Source organism: Pseudomonas sp. NPDC087817, assembly GCF_044742875.1.
Taxonomy (GTDB): domain Bacteria; phylum Pseudomonadota; class Gammaproteobacteria; order Pseudomonadales; family Pseudomonadaceae; genus Aquipseudomonas.
Map to the genome: position 1 here is coordinate 1 of NZ_JBIUVJ010000063.1, position 20,761 is coordinate 20,761.

General features: G+C 59.6%; 18 protein-coding genes. 5 read left to right on the top strand and 13 right to left on the bottom strand.

Translation table 11 applies throughout. The features are described from left to right. From mutL to ACIONG_RS25365, 4 genes are all read right to left on the bottom strand, one after another. A partial coding sequence (gene mutL / locus ACIONG_RS25350; protein ID WP_401303414.1) for a DNA mismatch repair endonuclease MutL occupies positions 1-1,900 on the bottom strand: 1,900 nt, incomplete at its 3' end. Between the two features lie 5 nt (positions 1,901-1,905). Next, on the bottom strand, positions 1,906-3,285 hold the full coding sequence (locus ACIONG_RS25355) for an N-acetylmuramoyl-L-alanine amidase (protein ID WP_371919316.1): 1,380 nt from the start codon (positions 3,283-3,285) through the stop codon (positions 1,906-1,908). Positions 3,286-3,342: 57 nt separating this feature from the next. Then, positions 3,343-3,813: a tRNA (adenosine(37)-N6)-threonylcarbamoyltransferase complex ATPase subunit type 1 TsaE gene (gene tsaE, locus ACIONG_RS25360; RefSeq protein ID WP_016985707.1), complete on the bottom strand. Its 471-nt coding sequence runs from the start codon at positions 3,811-3,813 to the stop codon at positions 3,343-3,345. Beyond that, the gene (locus tag ACIONG_RS25365) at positions 3,801-5,300 is read right to left on the bottom strand and encodes an NAD(P)H-hydrate dehydratase (protein WP_401303416.1); all 1,500 of its coding nucleotides are present in this window, start codon (positions 5,298-5,300) and stop codon (positions 3,801-3,803) included. The genes tsaE and ACIONG_RS25365 overlap by 13 nt, the downstream gene beginning before the upstream one ends. Positions 5,301-5,363: 63 nt before the next feature. Here ACIONG_RS25365 and queG point away from each other — a divergent pair, with 63 nt between their 5' ends. Beyond that, entirely contained in the window at positions 5,364-6,443 is a 1,080-nt protein-coding gene (gene queG / locus ACIONG_RS25370; protein WP_103304658.1) for a tRNA epoxyqueuosine(34) reductase QueG, read from the top strand. On the opposite strand, the gene ACIONG_RS25375 is transcribed toward queG, so the two are convergent. Continuing rightward, positions 6,425-7,039: a trimeric intracellular cation channel family protein gene (locus tag ACIONG_RS25375; RefSeq protein ID WP_213028731.1), complete on the bottom strand. Its 615-nt coding sequence runs from the start codon at positions 7,037-7,039 to the stop codon at positions 6,425-6,427. The two genes, queG and ACIONG_RS25375, sit on opposite strands and share 19 nt — an antisense overlap. 202 nt (positions 7,040-7,241) lie before the next feature. Further along, positions 7,242-7,784, bottom strand: coding sequence for an oligoribonuclease (gene orn, locus ACIONG_RS25380; RefSeq protein WP_401303418.1), 543 nt, complete (start codon positions 7,782-7,784; stop codon positions 7,242-7,244). A 107-nt stretch (positions 7,785-7,891) separates the two neighbouring features. On the opposite strand from orn, the gene rsgA reads away from it, so the two are divergent. From rsgA to ACIONG_RS25400, 4 genes are all read left to right on the top strand, one after another. Continuing rightward, positions 7,892-8,923, top strand: coding sequence for a small ribosomal subunit biogenesis GTPase RsgA (rsgA, locus tag ACIONG_RS25385; RefSeq protein WP_103304655.1), 1,032 nt, complete (start codon positions 7,892-7,894; stop codon positions 8,921-8,923). 211 nt (positions 8,924-9,134) lie between these two features. Continuing rightward, the gene (locus ACIONG_RS25390) at positions 9,135-9,542 is read left to right on the top strand and encodes a TIR domain-containing protein (RefSeq protein ID WP_401303421.1); all 408 of its coding nucleotides are present in this window, start codon (positions 9,135-9,137) and stop codon (positions 9,540-9,542) included. Between the two features lie 2 nt (positions 9,543-9,544). Then, positions 9,545-10,504 carry a caspase domain-containing protein gene (locus ACIONG_RS25395; RefSeq protein WP_401303422.1) on the top strand — a complete coding sequence of 320 codons (960 nt, stop codon included), beginning with the start codon at positions 9,545-9,547 and terminating at the stop codon, positions 10,502-10,504. Beyond that, positions 10,504-10,989: a toll/interleukin-1 receptor domain-containing protein gene (locus tag ACIONG_RS25400; RefSeq protein ID WP_213027371.1), complete on the top strand. Its 486-nt coding sequence runs from the start codon at positions 10,504-10,506 to the stop codon at positions 10,987-10,989. Before ACIONG_RS25395 ends, ACIONG_RS25400 begins: the two co-directional genes overlap by 1 nt. A gap of 43 nt (positions 10,990-11,032) precedes the next feature. Here the strand turns inward: ACIONG_RS25400 and ACIONG_RS25405 are convergent, their stop codons facing one another. The 7 genes from ACIONG_RS25405 to ACIONG_RS25435 form a co-directional block, all read right to left on the bottom strand. Then, the gene (locus tag ACIONG_RS25405; RefSeq protein WP_401303425.1) at positions 11,033-11,308 is read right to left on the bottom strand and encodes a hypothetical protein; all 276 of its coding nucleotides are present in this window, start codon (positions 11,306-11,308) and stop codon (positions 11,033-11,035) included. Positions 11,309-11,436: 128 nt separating this feature from the next. After that, complete coding sequence (locus tag ACIONG_RS25410) at positions 11,437-12,372, bottom strand: hypothetical protein (RefSeq protein ID WP_401303427.1); 936 nt, start codon at positions 12,370-12,372, stop codon at positions 11,437-11,439. Next, positions 12,369-13,289: a DUF6708 domain-containing protein gene (locus tag ACIONG_RS25415; RefSeq protein WP_401303429.1), complete on the bottom strand. Its 921-nt coding sequence runs from the start codon at positions 13,287-13,289 to the stop codon at positions 12,369-12,371. Before ACIONG_RS25415 ends, ACIONG_RS25410 begins: the two co-directional genes overlap by 4 nt. Before the next feature lie 347 nt (positions 13,290-13,636). Next, positions 13,637-14,551, bottom strand: a complete 915-nt coding sequence (locus ACIONG_RS25420) for a hypothetical protein (protein ID WP_401303431.1) — start codon at positions 14,549-14,551, stop codon at positions 13,637-13,639. Then, positions 14,548-17,820, bottom strand: a complete 3,273-nt coding sequence (locus ACIONG_RS25425) for a toxin VasX (RefSeq protein ID WP_401303433.1) — start codon at positions 17,818-17,820, stop codon at positions 14,548-14,550. Before ACIONG_RS25425 ends, ACIONG_RS25420 begins: the two co-directional genes overlap by 4 nt. Beyond that, a complete protein-coding gene (locus ACIONG_RS25430) occupies positions 17,820-18,650 on the bottom strand; it encodes a DUF4123 domain-containing protein (protein ID WP_401303435.1) in 831 nt (276 codons plus the stop codon). Before ACIONG_RS25430 ends, ACIONG_RS25425 begins: the two co-directional genes overlap by 1 nt. Further along, positions 18,647-20,668: a type VI secretion system tip protein VgrG gene (locus ACIONG_RS25435; RefSeq protein WP_401303437.1), complete on the bottom strand. Its 2,022-nt coding sequence runs from the start codon at positions 20,666-20,668 to the stop codon at positions 18,647-18,649. Before ACIONG_RS25435 ends, ACIONG_RS25430 begins: the two co-directional genes overlap by 4 nt. Between the last annotated feature and the right edge of the window lie 93 nt (positions 20,669-20,761).

Below are 20,761 nucleotides of genomic sequence, written 5' to 3' on the forward strand. Positions count from 1 at the left end.
AAAGACACCGCATAAAAAGTTTTAACAAATCAAACAGGAACAATAGTGTCCAGGTCGCTCGTAAATGGATGCATAGACCGCTGCGCTCGGTGTTTTCCATGTCACGCAGCAGGCCGTTCATTTCCGGCAGGGCCAGGCGCCGGTTGGCGCGGATTGCGCCGTGGCAGGCCATGGTGCCGAGCAGTTCGTTCAGGTGTGCCTGAATCCGGTCGCTGGTGCCGTACTCCATCAAATCCGACAGCACGTCACCGACCAGGCGATTGGCCTCGGCCTGCTTGAGCAGTGCGGGAATTTGGCGGATCGCCAGTGTTTCCGGGCCCAGACGCTGCAGTTCGAAGCCCAGACGCTGGAACCACGCCGCGTGTTCTTCGGCGCAATCAGCCTCGCGCTGACTGACCGCCAACGATTCCGGCACCAGCAACGGCTGGCCACTCAGGCCTTCGCTGGCCATGGCGATCTTCAGGCGTTCGTACATGATCCGCTCGTGAGCGGCGTGCATGTCCACCAGCACCAGGCCCTGGGCGTTCTCCGACAGAATGTAAATGCCCTTGAGCTGCGCCAGCGCATAACCGAGCGGCGGAATGTCTTCCTGACCGGCCGGCAACGCGTTGGCATTGGCCTCGGGCAGCGGCGCGAAAAACTCGCGATACGCCGCTTGGGCCTCGGCGGCCGGTGGCACGGCGGATTGCGGACGCGGCGTGTATTGATACTGATAAGCGCCACCAGCGCTGCCACCTGACGAGGTATTGAATGCCGGTTGCGCCTGCGGCTGCTCCAGCAACGCATTGGCCGCCAGACGCATTTCGCCTTGCGGTCCGAATTCGCCGGCATCAAGGCCGGTCGGACGGACTATGGCGGTGGTCACGGAACCGGCGAGCTGGTCTTCCGGACGCACATCACCCAATGCCCGGTGCAGCGTGCCGTAGAGGAAGTCGTGCACCATGCGCCCGTCACGAAAACGTACTTCGTGCTTGGTCGGGTGCACGTTGACGTCTACCGCCGCCGGATCGACCTCGAAAAACAACGCAAACGTCGGATGTCGACCGTTGAACAGCACGTCGCGATAGGCCTGACGCACCGCGTGGGCGACCAGTTTGTCGCGCACCGCACGGCCGTTGACAAAGAAATACTGCAAATCCGCCTGGCTACGGTTGAAGGTCGGCAAACCGACCCAGCCCCACAGGTGCAAACCGTTGCGTTCGATCTCGATCGGCAGCGCCTGCTCAAGGAAACCCGAACCGCAGATTGCCGCCACACGGCGGGCGCGGGCCGCATCATCGTGGGCCTCGTGCAGGCTGAGGATGGTCTTGCCGTTATGACGCAGGTGAAACGCCACGTCGAAACGCGCCAGCGCCAGACGCTTGATCACTTCTTGCAGGTGATCGAATTCGGTTTTTTCAGTCTTGAGGAATTTACGCCGCGCCGGGGTGTTGAAGAACAGGTCGCGGACTTCCACCGAAGTGCCGACCGGATGCGCCGCCGGCTGAACACGGGGTGCCATGTCGCGACCTTCGGTTTCGACCTGCCAGGCCTGATCGGCGTCGCGAGTGCGCGAAGTCAGGGTCAGACGCGCCACGGAACTGATCGACGCCAATGCCTCACCACGAAAGCCCAGGCTCATCACCTGTTCCAGATCTTCCAGATTGCGGATCTTGCTGGTGGCGTGACGGGCCAATGCCAGCGGCAGGTCATCAGCCGAAATGCCGCTGCCGTCATCGCGAACGCGCAGTAGCTTGACGCCACCCTGCTCGACATCGACATCAATGCGCTTGGCACCGGAATCAAGGCTGTTTTCCAGCAGTTCCTTGATCACCGATGCCGGGCGCTCAACTACCTCACCGGCGGCGATCTGGTTCGCCAGCCGCGGGCTAAGCAATTCGATGCGGGCTGCGTTCGACACCTGATTCATTCTTTGGACGCCAGTTCGGTGCCAGGAATGGTCAGGTGCTGACCGACTTTCAGCTCATCGCTTTTCAGGTTATTCGCGCTGCGCAGCGTCGCCGGCGACACCTGATAGCGCACACCAATCATCGCCAGGGTCTCACCCGGGCCGACACGGTGATCACGCGGGCCTTGGGCGATCTTGCCGGAATCACGCAGCCAGGCAATGTAGGTGCCCGGTGGCGGGTTCTGCTGGAAGAACTGGCGCACGCCACTGCTGATCGAACGTGCCAGCGCCTGCTGGTGGCTCGATGCCGAGAGCTTGTTGGCTTCGTTGGCGTTGGAGATAAACCCGGTTTCGACGAGGATCGACGGGATGTCCGGCGACTTCAACACCATGAACCCGGCCTGTTCCACGCGCTGCTTGTGCAGCGGTGTCACACGACCGATGTTGGTCAGGACTTTCTGACCGACGTTGAGACTGGAGGTCAGCGACGCGGTCATCGACAGGTCGAGCAACACGCCGGCGAGCATACGATCCTTGTCGTCGAGGCTGACGTTGCCGGCACCACCGATCAAGTCGGAACGGTTTTCGCTGTCGGCCAGCCAACGGGCGGTCTCCGACGTGGCGCCGCGATCAGACAGGGCAAATACCGAAGCACCGAAGGCTGCCGCAGACGGCGCGGCGTCGGCGTGAATCGAGACGAACAGGTCGGCGCCCTTCTTGCGGGCGATCTCGGTACGGCCGCGCAACGGGATGAAATAGTCGCCAGTACGCGTCAGTTCGGCGCGGAAACCTTTCATGCCGTTGACCTGACGCTGCAATTCGCGCGCGATCTGCAACACCACGTCTTTCTCACGCTGGCCGCGTGAGCCGGACGCACCCGGGTCTTCACCACCGTGCCCGGCGTCGATAACCACAATAATGTCGCGTTTGCCAGGCGGGGCCGGCGGCAACTTGATTGCCGGCTCGGAAGGCGTGACTGGCACCGCAGGCATGGTCGCCACTGACGGCGTTGGAGCAGGCACAGGCGCTGGTGCCGCATCGGCCGCGTTGTCGAACAGATCGACCACCAGACGGTTGCCGTACTGCGCGTTAGGCGCCAGCGAGAAGCTTTTCGGGGTGACGGCTTTCTTCAGGTCGATGACTACCCGCAGGTCAGTCGGCGTGCGCTGGGCCGAGCGCATCGCGGTAATCGGCGTGTTCGCGGTCTGCACATTCAACGGCGCGCCAAGGGTGGCGCCGTTGATGTCGATCACCAGCCGATCCGGTGCAGTCAGGGTGAAGACGCTGTGCTGCACCGGGCCGCTCAGGTCGAAGACCAGCCGCGTGTTGTCCGGTGCGCGCCACAGGCGCACGCTGTTGACCTTCGTATCGGCCACAGCGTTGACGGTTACTGCCATCAATATCAGTCCAGCGGCAGCCACCAACGCGCGAAAGCGCATACCTAACCCCATCATTTAATTGGATTCCAATGCCAAAGCGGCACACCAGGCCTCGCCGCGCGACCCCTGGGACAAAATTTTCAGCGAACGCCCGCTGTCTTGCGGGCTAATGGTAATGGTCAGGTCAGGCTTTGGCAAAAAGCCTGCACCTTTATCGGGCCACTCGATCAGGCACAGGGCGTCGTCTTCGAAATAGTCACGGATGCCGAGAAACTCCAGTTCCTCCGGATCGACCAGGCGATACAGGTCGAAGTGGAAGGCGCGGATGTCGCCGATCTCGTAGGGCTCGACCAACGTGAAGGTCGGACTTTTTACCGCACCGACATGCCCCAACCCACGGATGATGCCCCGGGACAGCGTGGTCTTGCCCATCCCCAGATTGCCTTCCAGAAAAATCAGGCCATGGCCCTGGGTCACGCGGGCGATCCGTGCGCCAAAGTCGCTCATGGCCTGTTCATCGGCCAGGTACAGGGTTACTTCAGACACGGTGCATGCTCCTCCAACAACTGACGAATGGCTGGAATCAGATCACTGGCCGCCAGCCCACGGCCGAATTTCCCTTGTTGCATACCGGCATTGGCGTGCAGCCAAACCGCCAGGCAGGCGGCATCGAAACCGTTCATGCCTTGCGCCAGCAGTGCGCCGACCAAACCCGCCAGCACATCGCCGAGACCGGCGGTGGCCATGGCCGGATGGCCCTGATGACACAGCGCCAGACGTCCATCGGGATGCGCAATCAGACTGCCGGCCCCCTTCAACACCACCACCGCTGTATATTTTTTGCTCAACGCCAATGCCGCAGCAGGACGATCGGCCTGCACTTGTGCGGTACTGATCCCCAGCAAACGTGCAGCCTCGCCCGGATGCGGAGTGATCACGCAGTCCTTGGGCAGGCTGACGAAGCCGGTCGCCAGCAAGTTCAACGCATCAGCGTCCCACACTTGCGGCAACGGCGCGTTGGCCGCAGCGGACAACAACGCCCGCCCCCAACTCGCTTGCCCCAGACCTGGCCCTATAACCAAGACTGAAACCCTGTCCATCAAGCCCATTAACTGGTTGGCCGATGAAGCGCCAAGCGCCATGGCTTCCGGCACGCGGCTCAAGGCTGCCGGCACATGTTCCGGGCGAGTGGCCAGCGAAACCATGCCGGCGCCGCTGCGCAGGGCGCTTTCGGCACTGAGCAGAATCGCCCCGCCGAAACCGTGATCGCCGCCGATCAGCAGCACGTGGCCGAATCGGCCTTTGTGCGCTGCCGGTGCACGTGCAGCCAATCGCGGAAGATTAGCCGCGTTAAGGCGTACGGCGCTGACATGAATGTCACGACAGGTTTCGGCCGTAGCCTGCAAATCGTTAAACACCAGCGCGCCGATGTGATCCGCTGCGTCACCGGTAAACAGGCCGATTTTCAAACCAATGAAGGTGACAGTGAGGTCGGCGCGGACTGCGTCACCGAGTACATGTCCGGTATCGGCGCAGAGCCCGGAAGGAATATCCACCGCGATCACCGGCAAGCCGCCGGCATTGATCGCTTTGATCGCACTGGCATAAGGCTCGCGCACGTCACCGCCAAGGCCGGTGCCGAGCAAGGCATCGACGATGACACCGCGCAACTCGCTTTGCGCAGTCCAGTCCTGCACGGTGACGCCTTCAGCCAACGCCTCGGCATGGGCCAATGCGGCATCACCCTGCAAGCGCTGCAGGTCACCGACCGCCAACACCCGAACCGTACAGCCTGCGCGCCGCGCCAGCGCAGCGACCAGATAACCGTCACCTGCGTTATTGCCATGCCCGGCCAACACGCTCAGTTCGGTCGCTGAAGGCCATTGCCGAACCAGAGCCCGCCATGTCGCATGGGCGGCGCGCTGCATCAATTCGAAGCCCGGCGTACCGGCAGCGATCAGCCGCGCATCGAGTTCGCGCACCTGTGCGGCGCGGTACAGCGCGTCGGGTAATTCATCTTTCGTGTGCGGCATGCGTCTTCGGGCTCCGATGTCTGGCAGAATTATACGCACCTCAGCTCCGGTTTCTCTCGCCTCATGTCCGCCATCACCACAGACCTGCCCGCCCTCGCCCAATCGATCAAGGATTGGGGCCGCGAGCTGGGCTTTCAGCAAGTCGGCATCAGCGGCCTCGATCTGGCCGAACATGAGCAGCATCTGGAGCGCTGGCTCGCGGCCGGCTACCACGGCGAAATGGACTACATGGGCGCCCACGGCAGCAAACGCTCGCATCCCGAAGAACTGGTTCCGGGCACTTTACGCGTGGTTTCGCTGCGCATGGACTACCTGCCGGGCGATACCGAAATGGCCAAACGCCTGGCGCAACCGGACAAAGCCTACGTGTCGCGTTATGCCTTGGGCCGCGATTACCACAAATTGATCCGTAAACGTGTTCAACAATTGGCCGACAAGATTCAATCCGAGATCGGACCGTTCGGTTTTCGCGCGTTTGTCGACAGCGCCCCGGTGCTGGAAAAAGCCATCGCCGAACAGGCTGGGCTGGGCTGGATCGGCAAGAACACCCTGGTGTTGAACCGCAAGGCCGGCAGTTATTTCTTTTTAAGCGAACTGTTCGTCGATCTGCCGCTGCCGGTGGATGAGCCGCACAGCAGCGAACATTGCGGCCGCTGCACCGCGTGCCTCGATATCTGCCCGACCAACGCCTTTGTCGGTCCGTACGTGCTGGACGCGCGGCGCTGCATTTCCTACCTGACCATCGAACTGAAAAACGCCATCCCCGAAGACCTGCGCCCGTTGATCGGCAACCGCGTATTCGGCTGCGATGACTGTCAGATCGTCTGCCCGTGGAACCGCTTTGCCAAGCCTTCCGGGGAAAGCGATTTCAAGCCACGGCACAATCTCGACAATGCCGAACTGGCCGAACTGTTCATGTGGGATGAAGACAAGTTTCTCAGCAGCACCGAAGGCTCGCCGCTGCGCCGCGCCGGTTACGAGCGCTGGCTGCGCAATCTGGCAGTGGGACTCGGTAATGCGCCGTCGAGCATTCCGGTGCTGGAAGCCTTGAAGGCCCGCCGCGACTATCCGTCAGAGCTGGTGCGCGAGCATGTAGAGTGGGCGCTGAAACAACATGCCGAGCGTCAAGGCGCGTCGTTATAGACGAACTTGGGCATCTCCCAATGAAACCGGATCGCCAGCAGACGCAATAGAAAGCCGCCGAACAGTGTGATCAAAATCGCCTGTTCACTCGGCACATTTAGATACAGGCACAGCATGTAGCACCACGCCGCCGCGAACGACACGCTGGCGTAGAGCTCACGGCGGAAGATCAGCGGGATGTCGTTGCAGAATATATCGCGCAGAATGCCGCCGAACACGCCGGTAATCACCCCGCTGACCGAAGCCACCAGCATGCCGTGGCCCATTTCCAGAGCAGTCATGCAGCCGATCAGGGTAAACGCCACCAGACCGACGGCATCCAGCACCAGAAACAGCGAACGCAAATGACGCATCCAGCGGGCGGTAAACACAGTAATCATCGCGGCGACGGTGGTCAGCACCAGGTACTCCGGATGCTTGACCCACGTCAGCGGGTAATGCCCGAGCAGCACATCGCGCACTGACCCGCCGCCCAACGCCGTGACACAGGCGATCAGCACCACGCCAAACCAGTCCATGCCGCGTCGGCCTGCGGACAGGGCACCGGTCATGGCTTCGGCGGTAATGGCAACGAGGTAGAGCATTAGCAGCATGATGGCGATCCAGGCAGGAAGGCGCGCAGTCTAGCCATTTCAGCGCCGCACCAGAAGGGGGCGCGCTCCGGGATGCATTTCTGACTTGAATCTTCCGAGGACTCTGTCGCCCTCGCCGCGAGCAAGCCCGCTCCCACAGGGGGAACGCATCCCAAATTGTGGGAGCGGGCTTGCTCGCGAAGACGTCAGTGCAGACACCGCTCAATCAGAACTTGATGAAGTGCTTGCGGTAGTGCTGCAACTCGGCGATGGATTCGCGGATGTCGTCCAGTGCCAGGTGCGTGCTGCCCTTCTTGAAGCTGTCGCGCACATCCGGTGCCCAGCGGGCGGCCAGTTCCTTGAGCGTGGAGACGTCGAGGTTGCGGTAGTGGAAGTAGCTTTCCAGCGCTTTCATGTGGGTATAAAGGAAGCGGCGATCCTGGCAGATGCTGTTGCCGCAGATCGGCGACTTGCCCTTCGGCACCCACTTCTCCAGGAAGGCAATGGTTTGCGCTTCGGCTTCGGCCATGCTGATGCGGCTGTCACGCACGCGCTGAGTGAGGCCAGAGTTGCCGTGGGTGCGGGTATTCCACTCGTCCATGCGCGCGAGGACTTCGTCGCTGTGGTGGATGGCGATCACCGGGCCTTCAGCCAAGGTGTTGAGGTCACTGTCGGTAACGATAGTGGCCATTTCGATGATGACGTCGTTATCCGGATCCAGACCGGTCATTTCCAGGTCGATCCAGATCAGATTCTGCGGGTTTTGCATATTTCGACTCCTAGGCAATGCTGCGCAGTTTAGCCTAGGCCGGTGCCCGGGCGTGCTAAACTCGCGGCCGTTTTACCTAATCGCTGCATTCTTCAGACGGAACACCCATGGCCAAACGCCAACTCAATCGTCGTCAAAACTGGCGCATCGAAAAGATTCAGGGCGAGCGCGCTGCCCGCGCCGCCAAACGCGAGTCCTCGGCTGTCGAAGCCCTGGAGGGCGGCGACCTCGGCCCGGAACAGCACGGCCTGGTGATTGCCCACTTCGGTGTGCAGGTCGAAGTCGAGGCCAAGGACGGCGAACTCGCCGGCCAGGTGTTCCGTTGCCACTTGCGTGCCAACCTGCCCGCGCTGGTAACCGGCGACCAGGTGGTCTGGCGTGCCGGCAACCAGGGCATCGGCGTTATCGTCGCGCAACTGCCGCGCAGCACCGAGCTGTGCCGCCCGGACAGCCGAGGCCAGCTCAAGCCGGTCGCGGCCAACGTCGACATGATCGTCATCGTTTTCGCCCCACTGCCCGAGCCGCATGCCAACCTGATCGACCGCTACCTTGTAGCCGCCGAACATGCCGGCATCCGCCCGTTGCTGCTGCTGAACAAATTCGACCTGATCGACGAGCAGAACGCCCCGGCGCTCAACGCCCTGCTGGCCGTTTACCGCACGCTGGGTTATCCGGTGCTGGAAGTCTCGGCGCACCACGGCAACGGCATGGAACAACTGCAACAGCAGCTCGACGGGCGCATCAGCGTGTTCGTCGGTCAGTCCGGTGTCGGCAAGTCGTCGCTGGTCAACAGCTTGTTGCCTGAGGTGGAAACCCGCGTCGGGCCGTTGTCCGAGCTGTCCGGGCAAGGCACGCATACCACGACCACCGCGCGACTGTTCCACTTCCCCGGCGGCGGTGAGTTGATCGACTCCCCGGGCATCCGTGAATTCGGCCTCGGCCACGTCAGCCGCGCCGACGTCGAAGCCGGCTTCATCGAGTTCAACGACCTGCTCGGCACCTGCCGCTTCCGCGACTGCAAGCACGATCGCGAACCCGGTTGCGCACTGCTCAAGGCCCTGGAAGATGGCCGCGTGCAGCAGCAGCGAATGAACAGCTACCGCTCGATCATCGCCAGCCTGCCTGAAAACGGCTATTAAACAGACGCACCGGCAGCCCTGAGACCCAGGGCTGCCGGTTGTCGGATCACGCCTGACAAACCCGCAAAACGCTTAAACATCAGACTTTTCTGTAGGCGTTTGCACGCCTGTTTGCAGGACATTTCTCTTTTGCCGCCAGCACCTTGTAGGCCTCCTCCAGATGCCTACATTCAGTTCCTCCTTCGCATTCTCGCGACCTTCGAGGAACCCCATGCAAACCTATCACTTGTTCATCAGCCATTCGTGGAACTACCCCCACGCCCACGACAATCTGGTGCGCCTGCTCGGCGCTCACGCGGATTTCACTTTCAAGAATTTTTCCGTACCGCCGCACAACCCGATCATGGGCGCGCAAACCGATAAACAGCTGGAAGAAGCCATCGAAAACAAGATCCGCCCCTGCTCGGCCGTGCTGATCATGGCCGGCATGTATTCGACGTACAGCAAGTGGATCAACAAGGAAATCGAGATCGCCAAGCGCATGGGCAAGGTGATCATCGCGATCAAACCGTTCGGCGCCGAGCGGATCTCTACCGTGGTGCGCAACGCGGCGCATGCCGAATGCGCCTGGAGCACCAAAAGCATCGTCGCCGCCATCCGCCAGCACACGGCGGTGTAACCATGCGCAAGGGACTGTTTATCGGCATCAACGACTACAACCATGTTTCGCGTCTGAGCGGCTGCAATAACGATGCAATGGCCATGGCTTCAGTATTGGAACGTCACGCCAGCGGACGCCCGAACTTCAGCAGCAAGGTGCTGACATCAGCCGAGGAAAACCTGACCCTCACCGCGATGAAACAGCACATTCAAAGCTTGTTTTCGGGCGATTGTGATGTGGCGTTGCTTTATTTCGCTGGCCACGGTCAGTTCGACACCAACATTGATGAAGGGCTGCTGATTCCGCAAGACTACCAACCGGGTGGGGAAGGCATTCGTATCAGCGACATTCTGGAATGGGCCGACAAGGCTCCGCATATCAAGAACAAAATCATCATTCTTGATTGCTGTCAGGCCGGCGCGGCCGGCGCCATGCGCGGCTTGCGCGGTGGCAGCAGCGTGATTGGCGAAGGCATGACCATTCTCACCGCCTGCAAAAAAGAACAGGCCGCCCTCGAGAGTCGCGGCCACGGTGTGTTCACCGACCTGCTGTTACAGGCCCTGCACGGTGGCGCCGCCAACGTGCTCGGCAAGGTCACACCGGGTAGCGTTTACTCGTTTGTCGACAATGCACTAGGGGCGTGGGAGCAGCGTCCGGTGTTCAAGACCAATGTTTCGCAGTTTGTGCCGTTGCGCGAAGTGGCGCCGCTGATCGCCGAAGAAACCCTGCGCAAACTCAAAGACTGGTTTTCCGACCCCAGCTTCGTATTCAGGCTCGATCCCAGTTACGAGCCCACGGCCTCAACGTTCAATCCCGATCACGGCGACATCTTCAAACAACTGCAAATGTGCAATCGCCACAGCCTGATCGAACCGGTGGACGCCGAACACATGTACTACGCGGCCATCAACTCCACCGGCTGCCGCCTCACCGCCCTCGGCGCCTACTACCGCGAACTCGCCCTCAAAGGACACTTCTGATGCCCGTCTTCATCAGCTACCGCCACATGGATCGCGCCCACGCCATGGCCATCAACAGCCGCCTGATCCAGGCCAACATCAAAACCTACCTCGACGTGCTCGACCCGGAATCGCAGACAACCGACGACATCACCGGGGTCATCACCCGCAATATCACTGAATGCACGCACTTGCTGGCGGTGGTTTCGGAAAAGACTGCGTTGTCGTGGTGGGTGCCGTTTGAAATCGGCGAGGCGACGATCAGCAACCGACGGATCTGTTCGTTCAAGACCGGGCCGACGGAATTACCGTTGTATCTGGATAAATGGCCGAAGCTGAGCACAGCCAGCGATCTGGATTTCTTTATCGACGCCTATCGTGAAGAAGTGTCGAGCAAGCGTTCAATGACGCTGGACTCGAGCAACGAATCGTTCAGCGGCACCTATAAACGCAACGCCGAGATTTTCCATGAACAACTGAAAAACCGGATTCGGCGGGGGTTCTGACCGACGTAAAAAAAGCCGCGACACCGTCGCGGCTTTTTAACTTTCAAAGGCTGGGCGCGACTCGATCCAGCTTCCAGCCCAACGCATCCAGCGCGTCACAGCCGTCCTGAAGCAGGATATGCGCGGCGCTGGCGAAGTGTTCCAGATCATGACCTTCGGCATCATTGACGCACAGGCAACTGACGCTGTTGAGCATATTGCGCAGGATGTTCAAGCGATGCTTTGCGGTTTCGAGAAGGGCCGAGGCCTTGGCTTCGGTGTCGATGTAGAGCGTGGGGGTGGTGCTTATGTTGCCTTGCAGGGGGCGATAATTAGCCATGGTCAAACTCCAATGGTTTACGGACATTCCATCTTGTTTCGACCGGCTAAGATCGGTCACTGGATTGAACAGTGACAGAAAGGACTATAGGCAGAGTCCATGGGATTTAGAACCATTGCCCAGGAGTTTCAGATCGTTCCTACAGCCAGTTCAGCCTCGCGTTTGGCGATGGCTGCTTCCAGCTCTGGAGAGCGTTTGGCCCATTGTTCCGGCGGGAGTGGTTTTGACCATTCGATGATGTCGGGATAGGGCAAGTCGGGAGGGGGGTTCAACTTCCAACGCTCCAGCACATCGATCAGCAGCGTGTTGAATATGAATATTCCGCAGAACCCCTCCCAGAGAACGGTTACGAACCAGCCTCTCAACTTCGCGGCTTTGATCAGATCATCCAGATAAGTCGCCCAGATTCCTTTTGACCTGTCGAAACGCGCGGTTTGATCCTCAACAGCCTCTGGCCCGATCTCCATGTAAATGCGCATGCATTCCCACAACGCCATTGCCGTGGTGCCGCCGCCACAGTTGAAGCCCAGCGAAAAGTGCTTGTTGTCGTCCGAAGCGTGCGGGTCGGGGTTTTCGAAACCGATGACCAGTAGACCCATTGTGGCTTTGCCGGCCTGACTGACTGATGACTGTTGAGTGGCGGCGGCTGTCACGGTTTCCCAGGGGACAACCCAGTACTCGCCGTTGTCGCGGGGGACGCAGACTTCGCGGCGTTGGCGATTGAAGCGTATGGGTAAGGGGACTTTGCGGAAGAGGCCTTGGATCAAAATCAGCGTAGGAACGCCCAAAATAATTGCCCCAAGGATCAGAATTTCGCGGCTGAATTCAGAGTCGAGATTTCGAGTGAAGAATGACATCGCTAGAACCACCATCAGCGATGGCCACATCACCATCACCGCCGAACCGATGCTGTAGTTACCGATATCGAGAAACACTTCGTTCTTGCGCCAGATGATGTTGAGCACATCAGAAGGTTTCCTACCGGTGGGAATAGGTAATGGCGCGAGATAGTCATTGCGCGAAAACATCTTTTTTTCCGTTGTGCCTGCCGGTGGCGTACTCATGACTGCGCCTCAACTCGTCCGGCCAATTCGGTTTCGCGTTTGACGATGGCATCGTCCAACTCCGGGGAACGTTTGGCCCATTGTTCCGGAGGGAGTGGTTTCGACCATTCGATGATGTTGGGGTAGAGCAGATCGGGTGGCGGGTAAAGCTTCTTCCTTTGCAGGTAGGTGGCGAGAGGAGCATTGAAGATGAATATGCCAACGAGACCTTCCCATAACAGGGTCAAAAACCAGCCACGTTCTTTGGCTTTATCCTTTATGTAATCGATGTAGTAACGCAGGTTGGCCCCTGAATTAAGCGCTGCGGCATCCGGTGCCGCCTCTGGACCGATTTCCATATAACTGCGCATGCATTCCCACAGAGCCATTGCCGTGGTGCCGCCGCCACAGTTGAAGCCCAGCGAAAAATGCTTGCTGTCTTCCGTAGCGTGCGGGTCGGGGTTTTCGAAACCGATGACCAGAAGGCCCATTGTGGCTTTGCCGGCCTGACTGACTGATGACTGTTGAGTGGCGGCGGCTGTCACGGTTTCCCAAGGGACAACCCAGTACTCGCCGTTGTCGCGGGGGACGCAGACTTCGCGACGTTGGCGATTGAAGCGTATGGGTAAGGGGACTTTGCGGAAGAGGCCTTGGATTAAGAAAAAAATCGGGATGACCATGATGCAGGCTCCCAAAATCAATGCATCAGGATCTTTGAAAAGATAGGCCAGCCCTAAGAACAGCATAACCATCGGCCACATCACCATCACTGCTGAACCGATGCTGTAGTTACCAATATCGAGAAACACCTCGTTCTTGCGCCAGATGATATTGAGCACATCAGAAGGTTTTCTGCCGGTGGGGATAGGTAATGGCGCGAGATAGTCATTTCGCGAAAACATTTTTTTTTCCGTTGTGCCTGCCGGTGGCGTACTCATCGCTTTTCCTTGGGTTGCAGGTAAATGGCGCCGGGGTGATCCTCGCCGAGCGGATAATTCGGTACACAATCAAGTTCGGGAGTTGGGTCAGCTCGTAGCGCAATGACGCCCGTGGAGTTGTTCAAGGTAAATGCCAAACCGCGCTCTCCGCCGATAAAGCTCCGGGCGCCGAGTATCCCGGTCAATGGCGTGCGATAACGCAACCTTAGCGACAACGTGCTTGGTGGTGTGCGCAGTACGTCTTTCACCTCTTTGAAAGGGCGTCATATCGCGCCAAGGCCTCGGCGTCTTGTAGCTATTGGTCGGACTGTTCTTGATCAGATGCCGATAGACCTGAGTATCCGACCTCAAGCCAACTCGCTTTGAGCCTGCGCGGCCAGTTCAGCCTCGCGTTTGGTGATGGCTGCTTCCAGCTCTGGAGAGCGTTTGGCCCACTGTTCAGGAGGGAGCGGTTTCGACCATTCGATGATGTCGGGATAGGGCAATTCCGGTGGATGGGAAAGCTTCCAGTCCTGCAACTTTTCCGCCAGATAGGTGCCCAGAAACGTTATGCAGAAAACTCCCCACAGGACGCTTAATATTTCCCCTTTGCGCAGGTCGACGATTAGCGATCCGATTTGGGTTTCTTCGTAAGGTGCGATACCCACCCGACTTTCGGGGACGGCCTCAGGTCCAATTTCCATGTAACTGCGCGTGCATTCCCATAACGCCATCGCTGTAGTGCCGCCGCCACAGTTGAAGCCCAGCGAAAAATGCTTGTTGTCTTCCGTAGCGTGCGGGTCGGGGTTTTCGAAACCGATGACCAGCAGACCCATTGTGGCTTTGCCGGCCTGACTGACTGATGACTGTTGAGTGGCGGCGGCTGTCACGGTTTCCCAAGGGACTATCCAGTACTCGCCGTTATTGCGGGGGACGCAGACTTCGCGGCGTTGGCGATTGAAGCGTATGGGTAAAGGGACTTCGCGGAAGAGGCCTTGGATCAACCAATAGATAGGGAGAGCCATGATACAAGCTCCTAATATCAACGCGTCAGGGTCATCGAAAACGTATGCCAGCCCCAAAAACAACATCACTCCGGGCCACATCACCATCACCGCCGAACCGATGCTGTAGTTACCGATATCGAGAACCGCCTCATTCTTGCGCCAGATGGTGTTGAGCACATCGCAAGGCCTTTCACCCGTAGGAATTGGCAATGGCGCCAGATAGTCATTGCGCGAAAACATCCTTTTTTCCGTTGTGCCTGCCGGTGGCGTACTCATCGCTTGTCCTTTGGTTGCAGGTAAATGGCGCCGGGGTGATCCTCGCCGAGCGGGTAATTCGGTACACGATCAAGTTCGGGTGTTGGGTCGTTTCTAAGCGCTATGACGCCCGAGGTGTTGTTCAACGTAAAAGCCAAACCTCGCTCTCCGCCGATAAAACTTCTAGCGCCGAGTATCCCGGTCAATGGCGTGTGATAACGCAACCTTAGTGAAATCGTGCTCGGAGGCGTGCCCAAAACATTCAGCAGTTCGTTAAACGGTCCACTCAGACGCAAACCCTGACCTTCCTTGAACGGTATCCACTCACAACGACTGCTGGCCAACCAGTGCGGGGTCATATCGCGCCAAGGCCTCGGTGCCTTGTAGCTATTGGTCGGGCTGTTCTTGATCAGATGCCGGAAGCCTAGGGTATCTACCGGGTCACCGATCATACTCAGCTCCAGGTATGCACTGCCGGGTTCCGCACCCGGCAAGTCGATGGTCAACGAATTGATGGCACTGACGAAAGTCAGGCCGGAACGGCCATCATCACGCGCCTGCTCCGAGCTGCTTTCCATGGTGACTCGTGGCGTGTACAGGATGAGGTACAACCGGTCGAGTTCGTCCTGTTGGGCTTTCGGCCCGATAGGCTCCAAATCGTTAGCCCGCGCTTTAGACCAGCAGCAGTTGTTCAGGAAGTTTTGCAGCGGTGTTTTTTCGAAGAGCCAGGCTGTCAGGTACAGTGCGCCAAACCCCAAAATGATCCAGTTCAACGGCCCCATGTACAGCGTGTAACGCAAGATTGCGACATCCGCTGTGATTGACCCTGCTAAGGCACGGGCGGTGTAGCCAAACCCTAATATCGCTTGGGCGCCGAAGGTCGCTACTTGCCCTCCAACCGCGAACTGACGCAGTTGCAGCCATGGATCGACTCGCTTTTGGGCATCCTCTAGCTGTTGTTTCAAGGATTTGAACTCTTGCAAGGCTGCATAGGCCGACAACCCACCAATCACCCCGCCAAACAACGTTAAAGTCGGAGCGATTGACCGGCCCCTACCAAACTCTTTAATCCCCAACCCCATCCGCACCTGACTATCCACCACCGCCACCAACGCCGCCGCCCCATACAAACTCGCCGACACCGTGTCATTCACCCGCCGGGCATCCATCCCCTCCAGCACCCCGGCCTCGCTCAAATAGTTCTGCACATTCACCACGTTGACCAACAACGCCGCCAACGGCACCACTCCCCCGCTATTGACCACCACTGGCGAATTCACAATCCGCTCCACCCGCCCAACCCCAATGGCTTTCCCCGTCTTGTTCACCCATTCACTCAGCGCCTCGGCCCGTTGCCCCAGCAATTTCCACACCGGTCGCCCGGCTTCGATCGCGAACTGCAAGCGGCTCTCACCCCCCAACCTCGCGGCAAGAAAAATGCTCATCCACGACGCACTGAAACCCTTGTCCCCCTTGAGCAACAACAACGCTGCACCCAGCCGATTGACCAACACATTCCATTGGCTATCGGCCTCGCGGGCCATGGTCGCGATGTCGTCCAGCACCACCACGCTCAGCGGCGCCAAGGCCTGATGGGTGGCGCTGAGGTTGTCGGCGGACAGGGCGGCCATCAACTCGCCAAGGCGCGAGGCGTTGTTGACTGCCGCCTCAATCGACGGTGTCCAGGCGCTGAACAGTTGTCGGAGTGCGCCACCGTCGGGGGCGCGCACGTAGTCGGCGTATTGCTCGGCGCCTTGCGCGCGGATGCATTGCGCGGTCAGGCAACCGCTGGCGAGTTCGGTCAGCCATTGGCGAGTGTCGAGGTCGTCGTAATCGACAAACCAGGTGCCGCTGGCCGAGTGCTTCAGGTACACGCCACGATCAGCGAACAACGCAGTGTGGCGTTGTTCGAGTTGTTGGAAGTGGCCGGCGGCGGTGTCGGTGAACCATGTGTCCATGGCATCGAGGTCGATGTACTTGCCGACCTTGGCGCTGAATGCGTGATTGTTGAGGTTGGCGTGTTTTTCCGCGCGGTATTGCCGCACCACTTCCTCCGCTTCGTAGTACAGATCGGCCGGAATAAACGCCCGCACCGGACCGACAATGGCTGCGATACGTGCATCACGGACGGCAGCTTCGGCCTCGGTCGGCCGACCGCCGAATTGACGATCCCGGGTTTCAACCCTGAGTTCCTCGTTCAGCCGATCCTGGGTGTCGAGCATGATCTGGCCCTGTTCGGGCGTAAGGCTGATGTCGCGATCCTTGTAGCGGTAGCTGAGACTGCCGGCCAGTTCGGCGCCATCCTCGGTGATCAAACTGCGCACAAAGCCGCCGATACTCAGGCGCAGATTGTTTTCGCCCAACCATTTTTCGTGGCCGGCTTCCAGCCATTCCTGTTCGTGGTTGATGTCACGCAACACGCCCAGATCGTCGTCCAGGCAGGCGAAGACAGCGAACAGCCCCGTGCTTTGTGTCTTGGCATTGTCCAGCCAGTCCCGCGTGCCCTGCCCGGCCCACGGTTCGGCGCTCCACTCGCCCGGTGGCTCGTCACTGGCGTCGGGATGCTGAGCGAGGACCTTGTCGCGCTCACGGATGCGATGCCTGGCGTCTGTGTAGGCATTGATGTTGGCAGGAGTCGGCTGCTCTAACAGCGTCGCACCGAGGGCTTCGGTGTCCTCGGCATTTTTTTGCTGGTCAACTTTCATCGACCGGGCATAGGTATCCGGGAGAAGTTCGGCGATGACCTCGTCGGCCTTCTCCAGCGGTGGACAGTGTGGGGCCTGCAGTTCGTCGGCCACTGTGCGCAAGGCAATGTGGCGCATGTGCTGGCTGCGTTTGGCGCTGCTCTCGCTAAGGATTCGGCAGTGCTCGGCGTTCAACGGGAATTCGCTGTAAAGCATCCAGGCGTCGTGGATTTTTTGCAGCACCAGGCCTGTGAGTGTTGCGTCGGGCACCGGAGCGGCCGCCGCGTCCAGCGCCTGTTCCTGCAACAGACCCTGCGGCGAAACAGCAAAACGCTTGAGCGGCCCCTGATGCTGCCAGAGGTAAACAAACCCGGCCCGCAAACGCCGCGCCGCCATCGGGCGACTCTGGGGCGTAATACCGGGAACGCAACAAACGTGCTCAGCCTTTTCGTGCGCCAGCGCATAGCGCACCGGCACCACAAACAGTTCGGGCTGACTGGCGGGGCACGGATGCACCGTGCTGTTGATGTCCACATGCGGCTGGGATTTGGCCTCGCGTTCGGCCTGAGCGGCCTCGTCGACCATGGCCAGTTTTTCGGCGCTCATCAGGCGAAGTCCTTGTCGGTCAGCAATTGGTGCGTCAATGCGCTGTTGAGGTTGTCCAGACGCTGGTGCGGCAACACTCGGGGCTCGTCCAGCAAACGCCGGTAGGCGCCGTGCTCGGCACCATCGGGAAAGTCAGTGCCCAGCACTGTGAAGAAACGCGCCCAGCGCAGGACTTCATCGACGGCACTGAAGCCCCGCCGTGCAGCACTGGCCTGACACTCCATGGCCCATCGCTGCAAAGCAGTCGAATCCATTGTGTTGAGGTATTGGGGGAAATAGCGTTGACCGTGTTCGATCAACTGTCTGGCAAAAGACTGGCGCTTGGCCGCGTTCAGGTGATCGAGTTGTTCCGCCGTCAGCACCAGCCAGGGCTTGTGCGCATACGGGATCGCGGGGTGCTCGGTTTGCTGATTGATCTGTGAATCCGGCAGACGAATCAGCCGTACTGGCCCCATCAGTCGATCACGCTCAGGCGAGGGCAAATCCTTCAGCCACAACGCGGTAATACGCGGGTCGTAAAAACGAAAGAAAACCGTCGCAACCCCGTCAACCCGCGCGTGGATCAGGCCGCGCAAATGCGCCAGCACTTGATCTTCGTCGGCCTCAGACTCCAGCCAGATACCCGCCGTTGTGCTCCACGCCTGCCAAAAAACCGTTGCCAACGGGCTATCGGGGGGCACACCGATCAGCACGGGGCCGGCCTTGTCCAAAGCGCTGTAGGCGGTACGTTGATAAAGCGAGTGAACAGGCCTGCCGCCCGTCAGCTCGAACAGGCGATCGGGAAGGTTTTCGATCTGGACTCGATCCAGCAACAGATAAGCCCGGCTCATGCGCTCACCTGTGACAGTTTTTCGCACACGGCACAGACTGAGGAAGCTTGTTCTGCCGCCTGAGTCAGCGCAGCCACTTGTGCGGTGACCGCCAGCGCGATCAGTGCCTGCGGATCTTCGGGCATTGCCGCCAACGCCGTCTGCGCCGCGACACCTGCAACTGGCGCGCCACCCTCAACGATGGCGACACTGCTGAAGATCCCGCCGGCATTGATCACGATGTGATGGCCGCCCGCCGTCAGCGTCAGGCTCGTACCGGCATCGATCACCACTTGGCTGGCGGTAACGCGGGCATGCGGGCCGGCCTGGATTACCAGCGTGCCTTCAGCCGTGGTGCTGCTGTTGCCGCTGATACTGAGCAGGTCGTCGGTGCCGATCACCGTGTTGCGCGTCCCGTCGGTGGTGTGGCGTTCGTCAGCTTTGATGAGGCTGGTGCTGTGGTTGTCGACTTGCTCAAAACGGTCGCGACGGATCTGACTGCGGCTGTCGTTGAGGATCAGTTGTTCGACATCGCGTTCGGCGCGCAGGTAGATTTTTTCCTGACCGGCGCGGTCTTCGATCATCAGTTCGTTGTAGCCGCCGGTATGCGGTGAACTTTGGCTGCGCAGCACGGTTCGGGTCTTGTGCTCGGGCAAGGCGTAGGGTGGCGACGTAACCTTGTTGGGCACACAGCCGGTGATCAGCGGTTTGTCCGGGTCGCCTTCGAGATAGGTCACCACGACTTCCATACCGATGCGCGGAATGGTCACCGAACCAAAATTTTCCCCGGCCCAGCTCGATGAAACCCGGATCCAGCAACTGCTGCGCTCGCTGTTGAATTCGGCGCGGTCCCAGAAAAACTGGCACTTCACGCGGCCATTTTCGTCACAGTAGATCTCTTCGTTAGCGGGGCCGGTCACACGTGCAGTCTGGGAAACCAGAGGACGACACGGCGCTGGCAACGGTGGGCGAAACACCACCTCGGCGGGGATCACACTGAAGGTATTGCGATAGCCCTGAGTGAAACCGTCAGCCGCGTTGGCGTCGCTGGTGACCGATTCTTCGAGCACTTGGGGCTGGCGGCCGTCGTGAGAAACGCTGAGCAATAGCCACAGGTCATTGCAGCTTTTGCGCGGGTGTTCGGTCAGTTCGAACAAGTGACCGCAGCGCAGGTTCGCCTGATCGCTTTGACCTTCACCCAACTCATAGTCGGCGCGATGCCGCTCGAGCGCCTGTCGGGCGAATTGCTTGCCGGACTTTTCGTTCTCGATCAACAGCGGATAACGGTAGTCCTCCAGCGCCGGGGTGAACTCGGCGGTGAAGTGGCTTTCAATCAACAGACTTGGGCGTTTCAGGTCATAGTCGCGGCGAGTGACCGTGCTGGTACGGGTGCTGGTTCGCGCGCTGAAACGGCTGACCACCGAATGCTCGGCGACCATGCCGGAATCTTGCTGATACGACGTGGCGCCAAGTTTGGGCAGGAACACCTGATCATCGGTGAACACCAATAGATGCCCATCCACCGAGTGCTGGTGGTGCCAGGCAATGCCCTCCTCGGCGCATAACCTTTGTATGAATTCCAGGTCAGATTCCGCGTACTGCGTGCAGTATTCGCGAGCGGCGCTGGTGCTGACGTGGAAGGTAAACGCATCGGCCTGAATGCCATGACCGTTGAGCACTTGGGCGATGATCTGCGGCACAGTCATGCGCTGGAAAATCCGCTGATCGTGGCTGAACTGCAAATAGTGCAGCGCCGGCACCAGCGTCAGGTGATAGCGGGTCAGGCGTTTACCGGCCTCACCAACCAGTACGTTTTCAATACGCCCGTGAATACCTTCGCCATTGAAACCAAATTGCAGAAACGCCGGTTGGCTGAGCATGCTCTCCAGATCGAAATCGGGGTGCTCGCTGACCAGTTCAATATGGATGCCGTAGAGGGTGCTGATCGCTTCGGTGCCGCTGAAGGCCAGCACCTGGAAGTCGTGACGGATAGCAGGAATCTGCAACGCAAAATGCGCGGCATTGGCCGACCGGAACATACGCTTATCCTTAAGCAAAGAGGAAAAGAGCGCGATGTCGAAACCGTCCCTGGTTTGTGCTCGCGAAAACTGGCAAGCACGCTAACAAGGCGA

What these genes read in the sequence shown, in the direction of transcription:
- ACIONG_RS25355 (WP_371919316.1), bottom strand. Translation starts at nt 3,285, where the DNA reads ATGGCAGTAACCGTCAACGCTGTGGCCGATACGAAGGTCAACAGCGTG.
- ACIONG_RS25365 (WP_401303416.1), bottom strand. Translation starts at nt 5,300, where the DNA reads ATGCCGCACACGAAAGATGAATTACCCGACGCGCTGTACCGCGCCGCA.
- queG (WP_103304658.1), top strand. Translation starts at nt 5,364, where the DNA reads ATGTCCGCCATCACCACAGACCTGCCCGCCCTCGCCCAATCGATCAAG.
- orn (WP_401303418.1), bottom strand. Translation starts at nt 7,784, where the DNA reads ATGCAAAACCCGCAGAATCTGATCTGGATCGACCTGGAAATGACCGGT.
- rsgA (WP_103304655.1), top strand. Translation starts at nt 7,892, where the DNA reads ATGGCCAAACGCCAACTCAATCGTCGTCAAAACTGGCGCATCGAAAAG.
- ACIONG_RS25390 (WP_401303421.1), top strand. Translation starts at nt 9,135, where the DNA reads ATGCAAACCTATCACTTGTTCATCAGCCATTCGTGGAACTACCCCCAC.
- ACIONG_RS25395 (WP_401303422.1), top strand. Translation starts at nt 9,545, where the DNA reads ATGCGCAAGGGACTGTTTATCGGCATCAACGACTACAACCATGTTTCG.
- ACIONG_RS25400 (WP_213027371.1), top strand. Translation starts at nt 10,504, where the DNA reads ATGCCCGTCTTCATCAGCTACCGCCACATGGATCGCGCCCACGCCATG.
- ACIONG_RS25405 (WP_401303425.1), bottom strand. Translation starts at nt 11,308, where the DNA reads ATGGCTAATTATCGCCCCCTGCAAGGCAACATAAGCACCACCCCCACG.
- ACIONG_RS25410 (WP_401303427.1), bottom strand. Translation starts at nt 12,372, where the DNA reads ATGAGTACGCCACCGGCAGGCACAACGGAAAAAAAGATGTTTTCGCGC.
- ACIONG_RS25415 (WP_401303429.1), bottom strand. Translation starts at nt 13,289, where the DNA reads ATGAGTACGCCACCGGCAGGCACAACGGAAAAAAAAATGTTTTCGCGA.
- ACIONG_RS25420 (WP_401303431.1), bottom strand. Translation starts at nt 14,551, where the DNA reads ATGAGTACGCCACCGGCAGGCACAACGGAAAAAAGGATGTTTTCGCGC.
- ACIONG_RS25425 (WP_401303433.1), bottom strand. Translation starts at nt 17,820, where the DNA reads ATGAGCGCCGAAAAACTGGCCATGGTCGACGAGGCCGCTCAGGCCGAA.
- ACIONG_RS25430 (WP_401303435.1), bottom strand. Translation starts at nt 18,650, where the DNA reads ATGAGCCGGGCTTATCTGTTGCTGGATCGAGTCCAGATCGAAAACCTT.
- ACIONG_RS25435 (WP_401303437.1), bottom strand. Translation starts at nt 20,668, where the DNA reads ATGTTCCGGTCGGCCAATGCCGCGCATTTTGCGTTGCAGATTCCTGCT.